Raw genomic sequence first — 19,335 nt, forward strand, 5'->3', positions numbered from 1 at the left:
GCCAAGCTGTTCAACGATATCTGCGATTTTGCCCCAGCCAATGATGTTGTGCCAGTCGGTCTGTTCCTTCTGTTCGCCGTTGTTGTCACGGTAGCGGCGTGAGGTGGCGATGGAGAAAATCACCTGCTTCGAGCCAGTGGTGGGGCTCACGCGGATTTCCGGGTCCTTGCCGAGATTGCCAATGAGCATTACTTTGTTAAGATAAGCCATGTTCGATTCCTTTAGAGTAAACTTGTCTGCTGCTTCTTGTCTTCTTTCGTTCTGCGCTTGATGGGCGCGTACCCGTCGTAGCCGTGATCTATCGCCCACTTCTCAAGCGCCTTTATCCGCTTGTACTCCGGGCTGTGCGCCCCGAAACGCTTGCGGGCGATCTGCGTTGACGGGTACTTCACCTTGCGCATGGTCCGCTATCCGAACATGTCGTTGTCGGTTGGCTCAGCCGGGGCGGTTTCGGCTTCTGCTGGTTCAGAGGCCTGTTCAGTTGCCGTCGTGGCCGTCTTCGCCTGCTGCGGTGCGGCGGGGGCCTTCCTTGCGCCCTTCTTCGTTTCGGCTTCCTTCTCGGCCTTCTTTTCCGCTTCCGAGTCCATGACGGCCTTCCAGCTCGTCTCTCCGTCCTTGATTGCAGAGTAGATGGCGCGGAGGGTCTGGAGTTCGTTAGGTGCGAGCGTGGAGAGTTCGTGCCCGACGTAGTCCTTGAGCTGTTCGACGGCGACGCCGATCTGCGCGAATGCGTCGATGAGGCGGTTCTTCGCGGCGTCCGGGTTCTGGGCGTCCTGCTTCTGCATCGTCTGACGCACATACCACAGGGCTTCATCCACGAGGTCGCCCGGGATGAGTCGGAGTCCGAGCGTGCGGACCGCCTTGGATATCAGTGCGTTCTGCTTGTTGAGGATGTCGTCGTCGGTGCCGTGGAGGATGAACACCGGCTGCCCCTTGGAGTTGGTGCGGATGCGGATAGGCTTTTCGCCCTGCGGGAGCTTGTTGCGTTCCACCGTCTTCGTGACCGTCACGTCCTGCGAGAAGTAGGTGTTCGTCTCGAGGTCGCTCACGGCGACGCGAACGACGCGGCGTTCGTCGTCCTCGGAGATCGTGGCCGTCTCTGTGAGGATGTTCGTCATGTTTCGGATTGCCGATTCCACGAAGCGGATGGAGGGGCCTTCGATGCCCTTGCCGACCGGCTTATGGTAGATGGCTACGTTCGCGAAGCTCGGGCGCTGCGCGTCCTTGAGCATGGCCTGTCGGACCATGTCGAGGTCGCGGGGACGGGCGAGCGCCATCTTGTAGCGGGCCTCGACGGTGGCCTTCTGCAGTGCGGCCATCGCGATTGCAGAGTTTTCCGAAGCGGAAGCCTGCACTGCGGGAAGCTGTCCTTCGTTCTGGGTGAATGTTGCGGGTGTGAGGTTCTGTTCCATTTTTCGTTTCTCCGTTTTTAAAAGTTCCGTTATTAGATTCCCTTAGCCGTGATCCGGAGCGTCCTTGCGCCCTTCTTCGTGGCCGTGTTGTTGGCGACGATTGCCACTCGTGCGGCGCTGTCGAGCTGTTCCATGGCTTCCCTTGCGACGGCCTCCCAGTCCGTTTTCTGCGAGTCCTTGGTGTTCTTCCAGGTGCACCACCCGGGAACGATTGTCGCTTCGCCCATGAATACCTTGATGCGGTTGGCGGCCTCGGCCTTCTTGGCCTTTGCGGCGGTTTCAGCGTCCGTTGCTGCCTTGTAGTCCGCGACGTACTTCTTAAGGTATTCGTCGGCTTCCTTTTCCTTGTCCGGCGTTCCTTCTGCGTACCTGTCCTTGATGTAGGACGACGCGGCGTCGCTGCCGCTGACTTCCGGCATCTCGCCGCTTTCGACGTAGGGCCAGAACGAGGCGGAGGCGTCGAGAATCCGCTGCGCGAGTTCTTCGTCGTATTCCATCGTGTAGATGCAGAAATCCTGGCCGGAGAACATCACGGCGAGGTGGGCGAACTTGGCGCCGGTGACCATCATCTGAACCTGCAGCTGGGTCTTGTAGTATTCCGGGAAGTCGGAGGTCCAGGCGTCGCCCCACTTCTCGTTCTTCCAGCGGATGTTCTTCGCGTCCACCGGGCAGCCGAGCGTGTGGTTCCACCCGTCAAGGGAGGCCCCGATACGCGGGTACTTTTCGCAGGTTACAAGGCTGTAGCCGTCCACGTGCTCGAGCTTCGAGTCGGTATCTTCCGCGTACATCCGAAGGATTGCGGACTCGAAAGCGGAACCGGCCCTCATTGCCGCGTTCTGAGCGAAGTCCGCGCCCTGTCCCGTCTTTTCGAGCCACACGTCGAAGATTGAACCGAACGGGGACAACCCGAGAATCTTCGCGGCGTCCGTGCCGGTGATGTAGTGCTTTCTTTTTTCGAGCCACGCCGGCTTCTTGCTTTCGTCTTTTTCGATTTCGATAAATTCCATTTTTTTAGTACTCCACCTTGAGGTTCCTGATCTTTCCCGTGAGGATAGCCTTCACGACCGCCTTCGCGGCTTCTTCTGCTGCGACCCTGTAGCCGTTTTCGGTGAACCCGACGATCGTCTTCTGGATTTCCGGCAGTACGTAGGCCGCGATCTGTTCGTACACGGCCTTGTTTACTGCCTTCATTTCCGGGGTCCACTTGGAAGGCTTCGGCATTGGCGTTGCGGCCTGCTGTGCGCCGACAGCTGCGGCCTGGACCGGGTTCGGTACGTTACGTGCGGCGAGTTCCGCTTCCTTGGCCTTTCTTTCGGCTTCCTGGCGCGCCTTTTCTGCCTCGGCGGCCTTCCGTTCCGCTTCTGCCTTTTCGCGTTCAAGACGGGCCTTTTCAGCGGCTGAACGGGCTTCCGCTTCGGCTTTTGCCCTGCGTTCCGCTTCTTCCTTGATCTTCTGTTCGCGGATGATGCGGTCGGCTTCCTCCTGCTTCTTGCGGAGTTCCTCGAGTTCGCGGGCTTCCTCCTCGCGCTTCTCGGCCTCCTGAAGCATGAGGTTGAGTGCTCTGACTTCCCCGGCGACTGCATCCTCGGCCTTGGCGAGCGATTCCTTCCACTTTTCTTCTGTGAGTTCTATGGCCTTCACCTTTTCAAGCTGCTGTCTGATGATTGCGGAGCCGGACATAGCGACCGCCATGTGCATGGCCTTGATTCCGTCGATTTCCTTCTCTCGGTTCTCGATTTCGGTGACGGGGCGTCGGATTTCCTCCTGCAGTGCCTCCATCTTCTCGCGAAAGTTGCGGCGGTTCTCGTCGATTACGAGGGGGAGCTCGTTTAGCTCTGCCTTCACCTTCTTTCCTGCGTCGTCCACCTTCGCCTTCACGCTCGCTATCTGTCGTGCACAGGTCTTGATCTGCGAGACGCCTTCCTTGGTCGTCACGTCCGCGACGAGTCCAAGTGCCATCTTCTCGATTCGCGTGTAGATGGCGTCGAGCTTCTTTCCGTCCTTGAAGATTTCGAGGAGCCTGTCGGGGGCCGCGACGATTACCGAGTAGTCGTCGCGGACGACGAGCGCCTCTCCCTGAATGACTGTTCCTTTTTCCTGTTCCATTTTCCGTTTCTCCAGTGTTGTCTTGTAAAATTCGAGGGTTCCGTATGTCTTCAGCGGGTCCCGTCAGTCACCCACAACCACGTTCTGCCACTTTCGGTCATCAAGTCTTCCTTGTCGCAAGTTCGGAGTCCATTATCTCGTTGAAGATGCGGTCCTCCTCCTTCCTTGCGGCGATGGCCTCTTCGAGCTTCCTGTAGTTGAAGCTCCCGAGTGCGCCCCTTACGAGGTCCGCCGTTTCGCCGTTCCTGATTGCGATTTCCAGGACTCCGACGATGTACTGTGCCTTTGTGGACGCATCGTTCTGCGCCTTCTCGTACTGTTCGATCATTCCCATATACCCGTTCTCCTTTTCCTTTATTCCCCGCACACGAGCATGCGGGCGTAAAATCTCAACTCCGTCGCGGTCTTCTTCATGCCGTCGTTCTCCTTCTGGAGAACCGCCTCAGCGACCTTCTTCGGAACGCTGCCGGTCGACTTGAAGTGTGCGCCAGTGCCGTCCTCCGAGACGACGATGGCCCACGTCCCGTCCTTGCTGCGAATCCTGTTGTCTTCGTATGCCATTATGCGCACCCCCTGCATGATCTCCATGCGATGTAGACCAGAGCGAGCAGCCCGATGATTACGAGCACGTCCGAAATGAACTCCGCTGTGAGTCCCGGGTCGCGCTTTGCGATGGCGAAGGCCTGCTTCACTCGTCTTGCAACACGTCTGTTCATTGGCCTTTCTCCGTTGATAATGTTTGTTTCGATTTCCTGCGGGTCGTGGACTCCGTCCATCGCCGCCATCCTTATGAATCCGAGGTTACCCGTCTGCATTCCCTTCCCTTGACTTGACGTAGTTTATGAGCGCCCCCTTCCAATTCTTTATCGGGTTGCCAGCCTTGTCGCGACCCTTCCGTTCCTTCAGCGAGAGTTCTGCCCATTCCATGGCGTAATCGACGTCCAGCCCCTTGTCTACAGCGAACAGCCTGACTTCCTCCTTGTTCTTGGGGAGCGGGCATTCGTCGTGTTCTCTATTCCAGCGCTTGTTGGCGTTCCGTCGGTTGGTTTCGGAGACGCGTTCCATCGCCTCGTTGGCCTTACGGACCATCTTCGCGCCGAAATTTTCGCCTTCGGGATTCACGCTCATGAACGACTCGACCGATGACTTGACGTCCTTGACGATCTCTTCGTCTTTCTTGCTCATGTAGTGAAGGCAGAACTCGTTGAATTCCATCTCGACCCACCATGTCTTTTTCTTTGGCATCTACCGATTCCCTCGAAAAAGTCACTTTGCATTCCCGTACACCTTCACTACAGCTTCCGAGACTACGGCCCTTATAGAGGAGGAAAGCCCAAGCCTTTTCCTCTTGTCGGATTCGTTCTTGGAAATGGTGTAGGCGGCAGGAGTCAGCCCCGGGTATTTCGAATATTTGTGTTTTTTTTCTTTATCTGTAGAGTTTATAGCCATAATATCATATCCAGTATTATAAGACTTCTTATATCCTATTAATCGCATTTATAAAATATAAAATATTTTTATAAAAGTAAAGGGCAGTATAAAAAAATATTGTAAAAATTTATTTTTGTTTATAAATTTGGTCTGTGAAGTTTGATTTTAATTTATTCATGAACCGTAAAGGCCTGAAGCAGCAGCAGGCGGCTGACCTTATTGGAGTCACGCAGGCCACCATATCGAACTGGTGCAAGGGCAAGACTCCCGATTACGGGACTATTTCGAAACTGATAACGTTCGGGATGACGGCGCGGGAGCTTTTCGGTAAGGAACTCGGTGACGAACTCGTCAAGAACTCCAGCGCCGATTCCGGTCTTCCTCCAGCCTTCGACACTCCGGAATTCAAGCAGGGTGTCGCAAGGGCAATCGAGGACCTGAAGAAGATCGGCGTAATAAAGTAGGCAAGCCGATGAGGAAGAACTCAATAGACTTCGAATCGTTCCTAAGAAGGACGGGAAGCACGCTTGCGGAGGTTGCAAGGAAGGCCGGGGTGAGCAAGTCGATGATGACGCTCCTGAACAACGGCTCGACCACGCCTTCCTACTCAACGCTCATTAAGTTCCACAGATTAGGGATGACCCCGGCCGAGATGTTTGGTGAAAAACAAGCCGCTACGATTTCCGACGCGGACTGCGAGAAGATAGCAGATTTTGTCGCCGGGCGTATCCGGTAGGGCGTCCTTTTTTATAGATTGAAGTATTATGAAAAAAATCCTGCTGCTGGCGATTCTTGTCTTATCCTGTCTTGCTCGTGCCGGTGATGAGTGGTGCAGGGTGTTTTCGAAAAACTGCGTGATATGCACTTCGGAGGAAACGCCCGGACAGATGAAGGCCTACTGGCTGAAAAAAGACGGCTCGTGGGTCATGAAGCTGCACTTTTTCGGTGATGAGAATTCACAGTCCGTCTATGTAAGGTCATACAGGCGTTACGACTATTACGAGACATGTGTCAACCTTGAAATTTTCGGAATACTTCAGGACAGGCCCGATTACACGGATTCTGAGTACGGCGCGGTGAAAAAGAAGTGCAGGGCGCTTTGCGACTCGGTGCTTTCGGACATAAGGTCCGGCAACAAGATCGACATACCGAATTTCGGTATGGGGTTCGGTCCCGATTACGAGGAGCCGTTCTCGATGCACTGCATATTTTCCTCTTACGTTGAAACAAGGGAATACAACAGGAAAGGTGTCGTTACAAGGAAGAAAGGCTACGAAATGATGCCGGGCGACCACTGCAGAAGGTTTATTGCGAACGACAGGACTTACTGGAAGCCTTGACGGCTTTTTTTATGGTTTTCCCGGAAGCGTTCACGACGGCCTGCCTTTTTCCATCCTTTCCATTTCTTCGGTTACGGCCTCCCACATCTCTTCAGTTGTAGCCGGTCCGCGGCCGTGGCGGAGTTCCCAGCACCGCAGGCAACGCTCGAAAAAAATCTCGATTCCCTTTTCTTTTTCCGTCACTTTACAACCTGGATAATCACAAGAAAAACCGATGGTAATACAACATATGCGACCGCATGCGACCGCATGCGACCGCTATGCGAATTGATGCGAACATATGCGCCCTTTTTAAATAACAAATACAATAACAAAAACAAAAAAAAGAACAATAATAAATTTAACCTTATACTTATTTTTATTATAAAACCCATATATATAAAAAACCCTCAATTCAACTCAACGCGTGTGCGCGTGCGTGGGTGAGGGTGGTGTACACATTGTATTGATTTTTGGTTATATTTGTTCCCGTAGTATCTCGTAAAATTCAATGCCCGGTGGCGGGGCTCTTTCTCCCCTCGAAAGTCATCTCCTTTCGTCCCCGTCCCGGGCTAATGCCTTCTTCCAGGTCTTACGATTCCTTTTCGAAAACAGCTTGCGTATAAGATCGAGCGCCGCTTCCGGGCAAATTTCACCGGCCTTCACGCGCTTGATGACCTCGTCGATGTACCCTATCTTTTCCATGGGATGGTTCCCCTTTCTTTCTCCGTTCTTCCGAAATATAGCTCTTATGTGTTAATAATTAAAGTTTTTCTTGTAAAAAAATAAAATTTTACAACTTTTTTTATCGGAATATCCTATATTTTACGGCATGGACGGATTACGTATCAAGGATTTTCTTGCCCGCGAGGGCGCAAGGCTCGGCATAAGGAAGCAGGATGAACTCGCCGGAAGGCTCGGAGTGTCGGACCAGACGGTATCTAACTGGGTCAAGGGGAAGACGTTCCCGACGCACGAGATGGAGTACAGGCTGCTCGAAATGGGCATGACAGTCGAGGAGCTGTTCGGATATCCGTTCCCTTCGAGCGCGGACTCGCTGCGGCAAAAGGGCGCACTGTGGGAGGCTGCCGAGAACTCGCTGATGAACCTCAAGAAAGACATCCACATGAAAAAGTAGGAGAAACACGATGATCGAGAAAAGCGACCTGGCGGAAATCACGAAGATGCTGCTTACGGTGCAGAAGGAGATGATGGCGGATATGGCAAAGATGTTCCTGACCATCGAGAAGGAGCATTTCAAGGAGAACGAACTATGGATTTGCAAGGGACGCCGCCTGCAGATGACGAACATCGTGAACCACATGAAGATTTGCCTCAAGTCAATCGACAAGGACATCGACAGGAAGGTCCCGACCGAATCCGTACTGGACACCACCATCGGCGCGATGAAGTCCCTCGTGGAAGTATGCGAGGACGAGCTGCGCACCAATCCGAACCTGATCGCGGGTGAAATCGAGGAAAAGCCCGACTGTCCCGCATGAAGTAAAGCATTCCTTACAATCCCGTCCAATGGGGCCGCCTGAGGGCGGCCCTTTTCCGTTCTGTACCAGTTTAATGAAACTGAACTTTAGTTTAGCACAGCTTAATTTCTGCATTTTTATCCCGGTCAAATGGGCCACACCGAACTTCACCCACGCATTCTTGTTTTGAGGCGGTTTTCAGCCCGTTTTTTATGCTGACCGTAAGGTTTTACGGGTCGCTCCTAAAAACGCTTTGGAAGCGGCTTTAAAGCGCCTTTTCGGCACCCCGAATTTAAGCGTATTTAAGCGTGTTCTAGCATACGCTATAGAAAAACCCTTTTTTACGGTCGCGCCCCCTACCTTTGGAGCGTATGAACTTCAAGGACAAGTTTCTTTTCGAGCCGCAGAGGCTCCAGCGTACTCCGGAGGGATACCTCACGGCGTACATCCGCGTTTCCTGCGCGGGCGTGTTCCGGTATCTCGGCGATGACGGCAAGACCGTCGAGCGCGTTCTGCGCCCCGAGTCCGAGGTGGGTGACCCGGCCTCCGTCATGTCGCTCAACTCCAAGCCGGTAACCCTCAGGCACCCGAAGGAGAACGTCACCGCCGAGAACATCAAGAAGTACTCCGTCGGGTTTACCGGCACTGACGCGTACTTCGACGGCATCGACCTCTGGGTGACAATCACCATTACTGACCCGAAGGCCATCGAGGCCGTCGAGAACAAGGAAGTCCAGGCCGTATCCTGCGGGTACGACATCGCCGTCTACGAGACGAACGAAGACCCGCTGAACAACTGGCGCGGCACCGAGTACACGAAGGTGCAGCACGGCATCACCTACAACCACGTGGCCCTCGTCTATGCTGGACGAGCAGGCGAGTCCGTGGAAATCTACGCGGGCGATTCCGTCGAAGAACTCTTTAACCACAAAAACAAGACCGGGGACGGAAAAAAGGCCGACCCGGCAAAGGACAGCGCAATGAAGAAGATCGTCATTGACGGTGCCGTTTACGAATGCGACGAAGCCGTCGCAGCAAAGGTCGCGGGCATGGAAAAGCAGCTCGCAGATTCCGCTGCCGCGCACAAGGCCGAAGTCGAAAAGTTGACGGCCGAAAAGGACGCAAAGGTCGCCGAACTCGACAAGGTTACGGCTGAACGCGACGTGGCACAGGCCGAAGCCAAGACCCTCAAGGAAAAGCAGCTCGACGAGGCCGCCATCCAGAAGATGGTGGACGAGAAGATCGCCCTCGTCGGTACCGCCAAGAAGTACGGCTGCGAAGTCAAGGCGGAAGATTCCGCGCTCGACATCAAGAAGGCCGTCGTCACCAAGGCTTTTGGCGACAAGATGGACCTCAAGGACAAGAGCGAAGTGCACGTACAGATCGCATTCGACGCCGCCTGCATCCACCTCGACGGAATGACGGGCAGCCCTAACCAGTCCCCGCTGGCCAACAACTTCTCCGGCATCTCCGACGACGCCGTGAACGACGAAGCCGAAAAGGCACACCAGGCCATGCTCGACAAGATGTCCGGCAAGGCCAAGTAAGGAGGTATCACAATGGTACAGAACGCAGAAGAATTTGACGGCATGGAAGGACTCCCGGGACTCCTGTTCCCGTTCGTTCCCCACTCCATCGAATCAGGACTCCTCCAGGACTCCAAGGACGAAATGGGCGGCTTTCCGCTTTATGCTGTCGTAGGCCAGCCCGGCAAGGTATGGGCCACGAAGCCAGCATCCGCTGTAGCCGTTGCCCGCGTGGTGGAAGTCACCGTCGGCGGCACCGTCGCCGAAAACGACAAGTACTCCGTGACCGTCGCAGGCACGAAGTACGAAGTCACGGCAGACTCCGACGACACCGCTTCCGACGTCGCTGGCAAGCTCGCAACCGCAATCGACGCCAACGCCAACTACGGCGCAAGCGCATCCAGCGGCAAGGTCACGATCACCGCATCCACCGCAGGGGCCGCACGTAACGCCGACCAGTTCGTAGTGGACAAGACCTCCACGGCAGGCACCATCGCCAAGAACGAAAAGACCGCAGGCGCGGACGCCGTCGAAGGAGGCACGTTCATCGGCATCGCGTCCTTCACGACCGCCGACTGCATGCACCTCGGCTACGGCCAGGGCGACCATGTCAACGTCCTCAAGAAGGGCCGCGTGTGGGTCAAGGTCTCCGGCGAAGTGCTCGCAGGCCAGGCCGCATACATCAACAATTCCTCGGGCAAGATCACCGCTTCCAGCTCCAGCGCTACCGCCATCACGGGCGGCGTGTTCAAGAGCAACGCGGCAGACGGCAGACTCGCCCAGCTCGAAATCGCATAAGGAGGGTAAGAAATGAACTTTTCCCCGACCCAGAAAGTCGCGATCCTCGCCATGTTCGGCGTAATCGCAAACGAAACCTACGGCCTTGACCGAGTCGCGCTCAACGCCACCACCTTCATCCCTATGCAGGACGGCGTTCAGCCGTGGCAGTCCGCATGGGGCTACAAGGTAGTCTCCGAAGTCGGCATGGCCGCATTCATCGCCGACTACGCCGACGACCTCCCGCCGGTCGCACGTTTCCTCACCCCGAAGAGCGTCGGCATCAAGACCATCGGCGACTCCTACGCCTACTCCGAATTCGAACTCCAGCAGTGGCTCGCCACCAAGGTTGACCTCTCCCGCGACGACGCCGAAACTGCACGCCGCAAGATCGACGAAAAGGTTGACGACGTCCTCCTCATGGGTGACGAAGGCCAGGGCGTCACGGGCCTCTTCAACAACGAAAACGTGACGGTCGTCGAATCCTCCGCAGGCACTTCCGGCCAGACAGACTTCGAAAACAAGACCTACAAGGAAATCGTCGCACAGTTCCGCGCCGTGTTCGCCGCACAGAAGAACCTCTTCAAGGACAAGAAGGTCGCAACGAAGATCGACTCCGTCATCCTCCCGGACGACGCTTTCGGCTACCTCGAAACGACCAACGTCAGCGACAGCATCGACACGTCCATCCTCGACTCCCTCAAGGCCAAGTTCCCGCAGATCGTCAACTGGTACCGTTCCGAACTGCTCGAAGACGCAGGCGCAAACGGCACGGGCCGCGCAGTGTTCTACCGCAAGGCAAAGAACGTGCTCTCCTACGTGCTCCCGGAACCTTTCCGCCAGAAGAACCCGCAGGAACAGGCCCTCCACTACAAGGTCCCGTGCTACGCCCGCATCGGCGGCACCGTGATCAAGAACCTCAAGGGCGTCGTGTATTGCGACGGCGTGTAAACGCGCCGTGACGACACAGTTTACTCGTTTCTCCAGGAGCGAGCGCGGGGCTAGTCCCCGCGACACTCCGGAGGGGCGGTAATCCTTTTTTTCACTCATTCAAGTAGCATCAATTCTGGAGAAAAACGATGAAGAAGATTTACAACAACCGCACGAAGCGCGCGCTCGTCTTCGGCGACACCATGCTCCTCCCGGGAACGAACGTTGCCGAGGAAATCGACACGGATAAGTTCCCCGGCCTGAAGCACTACGTCGAAGAGGACGAAGTGGTCGTTTCCGACGACCCCGCATCCGCGATGAAGGACGCGAACACCGAAGGCGTCGTTGACGAACTCGAGAAGCTCGGCAAAGGCGACGCGAAGGTGTCCGGCGCTGCCGAAAAGCGCCGCGCACAGCTCGGCAAGATGAAGGCCGAGGCGAAGGCCGCGACCGAAGCCGCCAAGAAGGCCGAGGAAGAAGACGGCGGCGTTGAAGCTTAACGAAGGCGAACTGAAGATGGCAATGACACCCGAAGAAAGAATCGAACTTGTAGGCTACCTCGAGGATTCCGTGGCTAAAAGCCCGCGTCTCGATGCCATGATCAGTGGCGCGGAACTCCGCGTAGGCCGGCAGTACTTCGGCAAGGCGTACGTGTATGCACTATCCCTCATGGTAATGCACAAGGCCACGCTCCTCGACATGGCAAAAGAGGGCGTCGCTGGCCCGGTAACGAGCAAGCGCGAGGGTGACCTCTCCGTTGGTTACTCCTCGGGCGGCTCGTCCGGCGAAAACAACGACCTCGCCAACACCGTCTTCGGGCAGGAATACCTTGAACTTTTGGAGCAGTATTCGCCCCGTCCGGGTGTGACGGGCGGCGCGTTCTGCGGAATGGGGCTTGGCTGTGGCAACGTTGTTCAATCGTTCCTTTGAGTTCGTGAGGATCGGAAGGCCCACCATCGACCTGCGCGGCAACGCCGTGCCGGGCGAGAAGACCACGCGCACCGTTCGAGGGACCGTCCAGCCGTTCAAAGGCAAGGAGACCGTACCCGCGGTCGCCCTTTCGCGCAATACGGGCACCGTAAAGGTCTATTCGAGCGAACGCCTCGACTTCCGTTCGGAAGACGGGAATGGCCTCGGCTACGTGCGCTGTGGCGGGTTCCTATACGAACTCGTGGACGAGCTGCCGAACCTGAACGGCCTCATCGACCACTACAAGTATGTCGGCTGCCTCGTGCCGCCGTCGCAGATCCCGGATGCACTGAAGGAGGGCGCAAGCAATGCCTGACGGAGTGCAGCAGAAAGAACTTGAGTCATCCTTGGTTGAACGCATCAAGGGGAGCATTGTCGAGTACTTCAACGGCAATGCCCTCCTTGATTGTCCGTTCAGGAAGTCCCCGTCGAGCCTACCGGCTCCCGTCGGCAAGTATGTCGCCGTGCGCGTCGAGGACGTAGGACAGCACGGCTCGGAAATGCAGCCGCCTCCGGGAAATGGCGCGAAGTTCGTGTTCCAGCAGGTAGCAACGGTCTCGTTCACAGAGGTCGAGGGCGACGGCGAGGCGCTTCGCATGGTCCGCAACCTGATCCAGCGCAAGGACTTCCGCGACAAGGCGGGTGCCGAGGCGGGGTTCAGCGTGTGGGACTTCGGGAGCATCATCCCGGTCGACACGTTCGACGGCGAGTTCATCGTGAGGCAGTGGCGGTTCACCATGCGCGTGAACTTCGCAGACGAGATTACAGAGGACGTTCCGAAGATCGAGAGCGTCGAACCTTTAACACTAACAGGAGCATAGGACAATGGCTGAAATTATCGACCAGATTGTCAAGATCAGCATCCAGGACGCCATGTCGAGCGTCACCACGGTGGATGTAAACACGGTGGCCATTGTCGGCCGCAACGGAACCTTCGCAACCCGCGTCGTCGATGTTACTCCGGCGCTGAAATCCGGTACATCCGGTGCGGAAGGTTCCAAGAAAATCACTCTCAATATCGGCAATGAATCTTTCGGAATCACGACCACTGCATCCGACTCAGTTGCCGATGTCATCGACGACCTCGTGACTGCGGTAAATGACGCTACGGACGGCTCCAAGATTTTCACCGCTACCGACGGAACAACGAAGCTCACACTCACGGCGAAGGCTGTCGGTTATGTTGGCGCAGAAATCTCCGTCAAGAGCCTCGACGAAAACATCGTCTTCGGCTCTTCTTCCGTTGCCGAAGTCACTGCTGGCGTAGGCACACTCGAAGCGTTCGAAACGGCATCTTCCAAGGCCGTCGCCGAACGCTGCGGCACAGATTCCGAAATCTACGCGATGGCTTCCGTTTTCTTTGGTATGGATTCGCAGCCGTCCCGCGTCGTGTGTATTCCTGTAGCACAGGTAGCTGAAAATAGCGCCCTGCTCACCGCAGTCAAGGAAGCCGCAAACAACTTCACTTTCTACCACATCGCCGTTGCAACGAACGATACCGCTTTCGCAAAAGGACTTCTTACAGACCCTGCAACAGGATGGCAGACTTGGCTTTCCGACGCCAAGAAGGTCGCTGAAATACAGGTTGCGGATGCAAGTGGGCTAAAGAACCACGGATGCAACCGAGTTTTTGTTGTCAAGCACAACGAGACACAGGACGGACAAAAGGACTTTATCTGTGTCGAAATTGCAGCTTCTCGTTGCGCAAGAGACTCTGCACGAGGAACTTTTGCACACAAGAAACTGAAATTCGCGAAGCCGGATTCCTACACCGTAGACCAGTACAAAGAATGGATTGATGCAGGCATCAATATCTATGTCAAGGACTCCGGCGAAGCCCGTCTCTTCATGGGTACGACGGGTAGCAGCGAAAACTTCATCGACCAGATTATCAAGGACGACTGGATCCGTTTCAACGCGCAGAGCCGTATCTACAGGCTGCTTGGGGAAGGCAACGATGGCAACGGAATCAACTACGACGACGCAGGTATCGCGGCGGTCGCCGCATCCGTGCTGAACGTCCTCACCGTGGCGCAGGATACCGACCACCAGTACGTCATGGCCGATTCCGCTACGGTCGATTACAAGCCGTACAGCTACCTCGTGGCGAACTACGCCGAGGATGTCCGCAAGCGCAACCTCCCGCTAATCAGCGGGCGTTACGCAAGGATGAACGCAATACACACCGTCGTGCAGGTCTCGCTGCTCGTTACCCTTTAAGGAGGTGAAAGATTATGTCTATGTTCAAGACTTACGACCACACAAAGGTAAACATTTCCTTAAACGGCATCGCGCTCACCGACTTCAACGGCGACCCGACCATTTCAAAGGAAGGTCCGGACTTCGAGACCGTGGAAGGCTCAAACGGCGCAGTGGAACGCTCCCGCATGGTGCGTAACCTCTACACGGTAACGCTCCCGATGATGCAGACGAGTCCGCAGATCAACGCCATCGAGACGTTGCGTGTCACCGACGAGAAGACGGGCGCCGGCCCGTTCCCGTTCGCAATCACGGACCTCAACGGCGCATACGTCCTCATGGGCGTCGCGTGGATTCAGAGCATGGGCGACGCGGTGAAGGGCAGACAGGCGCAGCCGCGCAACATCGTATTGCAGGTCAAGGCCGAAGCCGCATTCGAGGGGGCATAGTAGCCTATGAAGCCGATTAACTTCAAGATTGGCGAGGACGAATACCAGCTCCTTCCGCACACCGGGTTCGAGGCCATGGACCTCGACCGCAAGGTGCTCGGCGTTGTCGGGCAGATGGCGCGGACTGGCATGTTCCTCGACGACGAGGGCGACGCTTTCGTGGCGATGTCCGGGGTGTTCTCTGACATGGGGCGCGAAGACTTCCGCTGGATTGTCGAGACGACTCTGAAGAACGTAACAGTAGTGACGCAGGGCAAGAAGAATGTCACGCTTTCGGACTTCGACGCCGTGACTTCGCATTTCGAAGGGCGCTTCAACGAAATCTACGTGCTTCTCGTGAAGGTGTGGAAGGAAGAAAAACTTTCCCCTTTCGCAGAGGCCCCGAAGGTGACGGATGGCGGCTCAACCGTTCAAACCCAATCGTAGCCGCGTTCGAGAACGCCGACGCGAAGGACATAAAGGCCCTCGGCGACATCGGCGAACTTAGCGGCGGATCAGCGGAATATGTGCTCGTGTGGCGTATCGTCTCGGAAGCGCATGTTCCGCTTTCTGATATAGAGGCGGAGTGGACGTTTGACAGGATGTGCAATTTCGGGGCGTACCTGCGCATGAAACAGGACTACAAGAGCGCGTGGACTGAACTCTACTCGCAGAAGAACAAGGAAAAGCAATGACGCGGAGGCCGTGTAGATGGCAGAAGAATTTGTACAGTCGATAAAGCTGAAAGTTGACGACAGCGAGCTAGTCGCTGCCGTGAAGCGTTTCCGCGAGGCTTTCGGCGGCGGTGTCGCCGGAGTAGGAGGGAACAATCCCGCGTCCGGTCTCGAGAAGGGCATGCAGAAGGCGAGCAAGGTCGCAAGCGAGACGGCGAAGAAGACAAGGGACATTGCAGCCGGAATGAAGGTCGCTACGAAGGAAACGAACGGCCTTGCTTCGGCATTTGACAGGATGAAGGGCGCCGTGACGGGTCTCGTCGCGGCCTATGCCGGTTTCAAGGGAATTTCAGCTCTTGTCGGTTTCGGCAAGGGAAGCATAGACGCCTTCGTTACGCAGCGCAAGCAGGAACAGATGCTCGACACTGTCCTCCGCAACAACGGTATGGGCAATGCGTCGAAGTTCATCAAGCTCCGTGCGTCGCAGATTCAGAAGCGAACTACCATCGGCGACGAAGCCATGCTTGCAGGCGCGGCTGAGCTTTCGACATTCGTCAAGGACCCGAGAAGGCTTTCCAGAATGATGAACCTCCTTGCCGACTATTCCATGGGCATGACTGGCGGTGCGGAAATGAACCCGCAGATGCTTTCCAACCTCGCAACTGGTCTTGGAAAGGCTTTCGACGGTTCTTTCGAGGCGTTGCGTAAGAAGGGTTTCGACACTTCGGAACTCGAAATGATTACGAATGCGTTGAAACTGAATGAAGACCTTAAAAAGGGGAATGTAAAGACCGACAAGAAAACCGGGGAATTAAAACTCAGCGCCGATGACAAGGAATTGCTCAAGTGGCTGAAGGAGCACAGGGGTCAGAACGTCGAGGACTTGAAGGTCGCCGCCCTTGAAAAGGCGATGGCAGACTGGAAGGGCCTTGCCGACGAATTCGCCAAGACGGACGAAGGCAAGATTCAGCAGCTCAAGAACGACATCGGCGACATGCGCGAGGAAATCGGGCGCGAACTGTTGCCTGTAGTTGGAGATCTTGCAAAGTCCACGAAGGAAAACCTCCCGACGCTCAAGAAAGTTTTCGAGGGCTTCAAGGACGTTCTCGTTTCGCTCATGGACGCAGTGAAGGCGCACACTGGAGAAATCAGCGAGTTCGCAAGCGCGTTTTCCGACGCACTGAAGCTGTTTTCGCAGGCTCCGGTGGAAATCATGGGGTTCGTCGCGGCGATGAAGCTGCTCGGCCCGGCCATGCGTTCCGCTAGGGCCTCCGCGCTTGATTCCGGGACGGGTTTCTTGCTGCTAGGCAAGACGCTGAAGAGCATCGGAAAGGGCGGTCTTGTCGCGGGTGCAATTTGGGGTCTCGAACAGATTTACAAAGCAGCAAAGACAACTATGGAGCTTGCTACCGAAAAATCGAAGGAATACGATCGTACCACTCATAATGCGAATTTCGACGAGGAAATGCGCCATGTAAGGAGCGCGCAGCAAAAACAAAATGAGATTGGCCTCACCGATAGCGAAAAGGCGGAAGCGTTGTCAAGGCTGAACGGGCTTCCTTCTGGATTCGACCTGAACAATACCCGAAGCCTGTCTGCCGGTATGGTGTTCCGTGGCTTGAGTTCTAGACAGATAGACTGGATGAGGCTCGAGTTCGAGAAACGCAGCCGTAAGGCGAAGGCGCAAGGCCACATGCACGAAATGAACAGGGTCGGTTCAGTCCCTAAAGCGGATTTCAGCGAAGAGGACGTTATATCGAAGCAGATTGCCGCAGAACAGGCCAAGATGTCCAAGGGCGACACGTACAACAACAACATCACGGTTTATAACAACATAAAGGCTGATTCTGAAATGACGGCAAAGATAATCAAGGAAAAGTTGCGTTTCTTCGCAACATCGCAGCTCAACTTCACAAGCCGCACGGCGGCGGCAAAGGCTTTCGCGCTATGATTACCTTTCCGTACCAGGGACTTATAGACAAGTTTACAGGTAGCGATATCCCGCCGAAGGTGGTGCAGTCTTCACTCTTTTTCAGGGAAGAGGACTTCGGTATAGCCGAACTGCCGTTCGACCTGCTCATCGACGAGTCGCATTCACTTGACTTCGACATCCCGGAACACGCTGTTGAGAACGGATCCAGCATAAGCGACCACGTACAGGAACGCCTGCGTACAGTCCAGATAACGGGCATGTTCACGAACCATCCGATAGGAAGTAAGAAAAGCGGGTACGTCAACGACGACGGCACTGTGAACGAAGAAGCCGACGAAGTAAATGTGGACGGTGTCGAGGGGCGCGGAAATGTGGCACTCAAGAAATTCGAGAAGCTGAAAGAAATAGCAAGAAGCAGGAAGCCGGTTCGACTTGTAACTTCACTCGAAGTTTACGAGGAGATGCTTTTCGAGTCAATGCCGTATTCGCGCGGCCCGGAGGACGGCGAAAGCATAAAGTTCACGGCGAAGCTCCGCGAGGTGAAAACGGCGAAAGTTTCAATCGTGCGCCGTGACGGGGTGTGGAACGCGCCGGCTCCGAAGACGCAGGAAACTGACGCGGGCAAGAAGATGGCCAAGAACACGAAGGCGGGCAAGGCGACAGCCGTAGAAAGGAACTCGTCGAAGATCGAGGAATCAACAACCGGGAAGGTGATGCAGCCATGATGGAGATACCGATAAACAAGGACGGAGGTGCATGGCGCACCCTGTCCGTGAACCTTTCGGGCGTTTCGCTCTCGATACGCCTACTGTGGAACAGCCGCGACGGACACTGGTTCGCCGACTTCGAGTCCGTAGATGGAAAGAACAAAGGCATACGGCTCGTCACGAATACGCCGCTGCTTGCATACAGGAATCGCTGCCTCAAGGGCGGCGACCTTGTCGTATTGAAGAAGACGCTCGACTGCAAGGACCCGCTCGGATTCGACAACATGGGAAGCGACTACACGCTCAACTACATCGACGGAGACGAAACGCGGAAGCTAATTTCCGTACTGACGGGGGAGGCATAGCAAATGGCGTTCGGTAGGGTAGTCCAGCTGCTTGTGGGCAAGTTCAGCAAAGGGAACGAGGCTGGCGGTGAAGCGTCGCTCGACCTTTCTGCGCTCGACATCGAGTTCGAGGTGACGCGGTCTGTCGAGTGGTTCGACAATGGCGCGGAAATCACCATTTACAACCCGAAGCCGTACACGCTGAACTCGATAATGAACGAAGGAAACTCCGTAATACTGAAGGCGGGTTACGAGGACGAGGGCGGCGCGAAGACAATTTTTGCTGGGCAGATAGCGTACGCCGTTCCTAGACGGAACGGAAAGGATGTTGCCCTGGAAATAAACTGTGTGCAGGCGAGGGGGAACTTCTACCAGCTCGCGCGTCTGAACTGTTCCGTGTGCTTCTCAAAAGGAAAGACGATGCGGTCGTGCCTACAGGAACTGTGCGACTATGCGGGGATAGTCCTACGTGCTGGGCAGGGTGCGTTCATCGACGAACCGCTTGAACGCCCTTACAGGCGCTCCGGGACTTTCACTGACGTTATACAGGACTTCTACGAGTACGCGCTCAAGGGCGCCGGCAAGACGATACTCTACCTCGACAACAACGAGCTAATCGTCATGGGTCGCGACAAGTCGATAGAACTTGAAGAAGTGGAACTCACGCACGAGACCGGGCTTCTCGAGTGCCGCATGGAGCGCGACGAGAGCCTCAACAAGGTCAACTTCGGGGACGACCCGAACTACTTCTTCATGTCCAAGAAAGAAGGCGACGTGAAGCCTCTTGAACGGCCGAGCAAGGAAATCGACCGCATCAAGAAGGTGCGCGGGCGATGCCTCATGAACACCGCGATAGTGCCGAACAGCTTCGTTGACATCGACGGATCGGACGGAAGCGAGTATGACAGCGTCCTTGCGGTCAAGGGGCGCTACATCGTCACCGACTGCACGTACAGGGGTGGTAATGTCGGTAGCGACTTCACTATTGAATTTACGGCACAGGAGCCGAACGGGGGCATAGATGGCAAACGGACTTGACAGGATCATCGTAAAGCTGGTGAGGACGCTCATAGATTCCTACATGGAAGGGTTCGAGACG

At 55.7% G+C, this 19,335-nt stretch carries 31 protein-coding genes; 20 read left to right on the forward strand and 11 right to left on the reverse strand.

Annotation, left to right across the window (positions count from 1 at the left end; translation table 11 throughout):
* The 10 genes from ACJMM9_RS09130 to ACJMM9_RS09175 form a co-directional block, all read right to left on the reverse strand.
* Positions 1-210, reverse strand: a 210-nt coding sequence (locus ACJMM9_RS09130) for a single-stranded DNA-binding protein (protein WP_405325977.1), incomplete at its 3' end; no start/stop codon positions are given.
* Between the two features lie 11 nt (positions 211-221).
* Positions 222-401 carry a hypothetical protein gene (locus ACJMM9_RS09135; protein WP_405325979.1) on the reverse strand — a complete coding sequence of 60 codons (180 nt, stop codon included), beginning with the start codon at positions 399-401 and terminating at the stop codon, positions 222-224.
* A 6-nt stretch (positions 402-407) separates the two neighbouring features.
* Positions 408-1,010, reverse strand: a complete 603-nt coding sequence (locus ACJMM9_RS09140) for a hypothetical protein (protein WP_405325981.1) — start codon at positions 1,008-1,010, stop codon at positions 408-410.
* A 434-nt stretch (positions 1,011-1,444) separates the two neighbouring features.
* Positions 1,445-2,419, reverse strand: coding sequence for a YqaJ viral recombinase family protein (locus ACJMM9_RS09145; RefSeq protein ID WP_405325983.1), 975 nt, complete (start codon positions 2,417-2,419; stop codon positions 1,445-1,447).
* Positions 2,420-2,423: 4 nt separating this feature from the next.
* Positions 2,424-3,278, reverse strand: a complete 855-nt coding sequence (locus ACJMM9_RS09150) for a hypothetical protein (protein WP_405325985.1) — start codon at positions 3,276-3,278, stop codon at positions 2,424-2,426.
* Positions 3,279-3,618: 340 nt separating this feature from the next.
* Positions 3,619-3,852 carry a hypothetical protein gene (locus ACJMM9_RS09155; RefSeq protein ID WP_405325987.1) on the reverse strand — a complete coding sequence of 78 codons (234 nt, stop codon included), beginning with the start codon at positions 3,850-3,852 and terminating at the stop codon, positions 3,619-3,621.
* Between the two features lie 20 nt (positions 3,853-3,872).
* Positions 3,873-4,079 (reverse strand): hypothetical protein, encoded by a 207-nt coding sequence (locus tag ACJMM9_RS09160; protein ID WP_405325989.1) that lies wholly within the window; start codon positions 4,077-4,079, stop codon positions 3,873-3,875.
* Positions 4,079-4,333 carry a hypothetical protein gene (locus ACJMM9_RS09165; protein ID WP_405325991.1) on the reverse strand — a complete coding sequence of 85 codons (255 nt, stop codon included), beginning with the start codon at positions 4,331-4,333 and terminating at the stop codon, positions 4,079-4,081. Before ACJMM9_RS09165 ends, ACJMM9_RS09160 begins: the two co-directional genes overlap by 1 nt.
* The gene (locus tag ACJMM9_RS09170; RefSeq protein ID WP_405325993.1) at positions 4,320-4,763 is read right to left on the reverse strand and encodes a hypothetical protein; all 444 of its coding nucleotides are present in this window, start codon (positions 4,761-4,763) and stop codon (positions 4,320-4,322) included. The genes ACJMM9_RS09165 and ACJMM9_RS09170 overlap by 14 nt, the downstream gene beginning before the upstream one ends.
* Positions 4,764-4,784: 21 nt before the next feature.
* Entirely contained in the window at positions 4,785-4,967 is a 183-nt protein-coding gene (locus ACJMM9_RS09175; RefSeq protein ID WP_405325995.1) for a hypothetical protein, read from the reverse strand.
* 158 nt (positions 4,968-5,125) lie between these two features.
* Between ACJMM9_RS09175 and ACJMM9_RS09180 the strand changes: the two genes are divergently transcribed.
* The 3 genes from ACJMM9_RS09180 to ACJMM9_RS09190 are packed head-to-tail and all read left to right on the forward strand — an operon-like array spanning position 5,126 to position 6,289.
* Positions 5,126-5,413, forward strand: coding sequence for a helix-turn-helix transcriptional regulator (locus ACJMM9_RS09180; protein WP_405325996.1), 288 nt, complete (start codon positions 5,126-5,128; stop codon positions 5,411-5,413).
* 8 nt (positions 5,414-5,421) lie between these two features.
* Positions 5,422-5,685, forward strand: a complete 264-nt coding sequence (locus tag ACJMM9_RS09185; RefSeq protein ID WP_405325998.1) for a helix-turn-helix domain-containing protein — start codon at positions 5,422-5,424, stop codon at positions 5,683-5,685.
* A gap of 28 nt (positions 5,686-5,713) precedes the next feature.
* Positions 5,714-6,289: a hypothetical protein gene (locus ACJMM9_RS09190; RefSeq protein WP_405326000.1), complete on the forward strand. Its 576-nt coding sequence runs from the start codon at positions 5,714-5,716 to the stop codon at positions 6,287-6,289.
* Positions 6,290-6,814: 525 nt separating this feature from the next.
* Here the strand turns inward: ACJMM9_RS09190 and ACJMM9_RS09195 are convergent.
* Complete coding sequence (locus tag ACJMM9_RS09195; RefSeq protein WP_405326002.1) at positions 6,815-6,973, reverse strand: hypothetical protein; 159 nt, start codon at positions 6,971-6,973, stop codon at positions 6,815-6,817.
* A 127-nt stretch (positions 6,974-7,100) separates the two neighbouring features.
* Between ACJMM9_RS09195 and ACJMM9_RS09200 the strand changes: the two genes are divergently transcribed.
* From ACJMM9_RS09200 to ACJMM9_RS09280, 17 genes are all read left to right on the forward strand, one after another.
* The gene (locus ACJMM9_RS09200) at positions 7,101-7,406 is read left to right on the forward strand and encodes a helix-turn-helix transcriptional regulator (protein WP_405326004.1); all 306 of its coding nucleotides are present in this window, start codon (positions 7,101-7,103) and stop codon (positions 7,404-7,406) included.
* A 10-nt stretch (positions 7,407-7,416) separates the two neighbouring features.
* The gene (locus ACJMM9_RS09205) at positions 7,417-7,770 is read left to right on the forward strand and encodes a hypothetical protein (protein ID WP_405326006.1); all 354 of its coding nucleotides are present in this window, start codon (positions 7,417-7,419) and stop codon (positions 7,768-7,770) included.
* 350 nt (positions 7,771-8,120) lie between these two features.
* Complete coding sequence (locus tag ACJMM9_RS09210; RefSeq protein ID WP_405326008.1) at positions 8,121-9,296, forward strand: DUF2213 domain-containing protein; 1,176 nt, start codon at positions 8,121-8,123, stop codon at positions 9,294-9,296.
* Between the two features lie 12 nt (positions 9,297-9,308).
* Positions 9,309-10,073, forward strand: a complete 765-nt coding sequence (locus tag ACJMM9_RS09215; RefSeq protein WP_405326010.1) for a hypothetical protein — start codon at positions 9,309-9,311, stop codon at positions 10,071-10,073.
* A 12-nt stretch (positions 10,074-10,085) separates the two neighbouring features.
* Entirely contained in the window at positions 10,086-11,003 is a 918-nt protein-coding gene (locus tag ACJMM9_RS09220) for a major capsid family protein (RefSeq protein ID WP_405326012.1), read from the forward strand.
* A 182-nt stretch (positions 11,004-11,185) separates the two neighbouring features.
* Positions 11,186-11,482: a hypothetical protein gene (locus tag ACJMM9_RS09225; RefSeq protein WP_405326014.1), complete on the forward strand. Its 297-nt coding sequence runs from the start codon at positions 11,186-11,188 to the stop codon at positions 11,480-11,482.
* Positions 11,472-11,912: a DUF4054 domain-containing protein gene (locus tag ACJMM9_RS09230; protein WP_405326015.1), complete on the forward strand. Its 441-nt coding sequence runs from the start codon at positions 11,472-11,474 to the stop codon at positions 11,910-11,912. The genes ACJMM9_RS09225 and ACJMM9_RS09230 overlap by 11 nt, the downstream gene beginning before the upstream one ends.
* The gene (locus ACJMM9_RS09235; protein WP_405326017.1) at positions 11,884-12,267 is read left to right on the forward strand and encodes a hypothetical protein; all 384 of its coding nucleotides are present in this window, start codon (positions 11,884-11,886) and stop codon (positions 12,265-12,267) included. Before ACJMM9_RS09230 ends, ACJMM9_RS09235 begins: the two co-directional genes overlap by 29 nt.
* A complete protein-coding gene (locus ACJMM9_RS09240) occupies positions 12,260-12,772 on the forward strand; it encodes an LIC_12616 family protein (protein WP_405326019.1) in 513 nt (170 codons plus the stop codon). Before ACJMM9_RS09235 ends, ACJMM9_RS09240 begins: the two co-directional genes overlap by 8 nt.
* Positions 12,773-12,776: 4 nt before the next feature.
* A complete protein-coding gene (locus ACJMM9_RS09245; protein WP_405326021.1) occupies positions 12,777-14,171 on the forward strand; it encodes a hypothetical protein in 1,395 nt (464 codons plus the stop codon).
* 14 nt (positions 14,172-14,185) lie between these two features.
* Complete coding sequence (locus ACJMM9_RS09250) at positions 14,186-14,599, forward strand: hypothetical protein (RefSeq protein ID WP_405326023.1); 414 nt, start codon at positions 14,186-14,188, stop codon at positions 14,597-14,599.
* Positions 14,600-14,605: 6 nt separating this feature from the next.
* Positions 14,606-15,025, forward strand: coding sequence for a phage tail assembly chaperone (locus ACJMM9_RS09255; protein WP_405326025.1), 420 nt, complete (start codon positions 14,606-14,608; stop codon positions 15,023-15,025).
* Between the two features lie 80 nt (positions 15,026-15,105).
* The gene (locus ACJMM9_RS09260; RefSeq protein WP_405326027.1) at positions 15,106-15,273 is read left to right on the forward strand and encodes a hypothetical protein; all 168 of its coding nucleotides are present in this window, start codon (positions 15,106-15,108) and stop codon (positions 15,271-15,273) included.
* A gap of 16 nt (positions 15,274-15,289) precedes the next feature.
* Positions 15,290-17,203, forward strand: a complete 1,914-nt coding sequence (locus ACJMM9_RS09265; protein ID WP_405326029.1) for a hypothetical protein — start codon at positions 15,290-15,292, stop codon at positions 17,201-17,203.
* Entirely contained in the window at positions 17,200-17,910 is a 711-nt protein-coding gene (locus tag ACJMM9_RS09270; protein ID WP_405326031.1) for a phage baseplate protein, read from the forward strand. The genes ACJMM9_RS09265 and ACJMM9_RS09270 overlap by 4 nt, the downstream gene beginning before the upstream one ends.
* Entirely contained in the window at positions 17,907-18,257 is a 351-nt protein-coding gene (locus ACJMM9_RS09275; RefSeq protein ID WP_405326033.1) for a phage baseplate plug protein, read from the forward strand. The genes ACJMM9_RS09270 and ACJMM9_RS09275 overlap by 4 nt, the downstream gene beginning before the upstream one ends.
* A gap of 192 nt (positions 18,258-18,449) precedes the next feature.
* Complete coding sequence (locus ACJMM9_RS09280; protein ID WP_405326126.1) at positions 18,450-19,274, forward strand: baseplate hub protein; 825 nt, start codon at positions 18,450-18,452, stop codon at positions 19,272-19,274.
* Positions 19,275-19,335: the final 61 nt, after the last annotated feature.

Source organism: Fibrobacter sp. (assembly GCF_045112255.1).
GTDB lineage: Bacteria > Fibrobacterota > Fibrobacteria > Fibrobacterales > Fibrobacteraceae > Fibrobacter.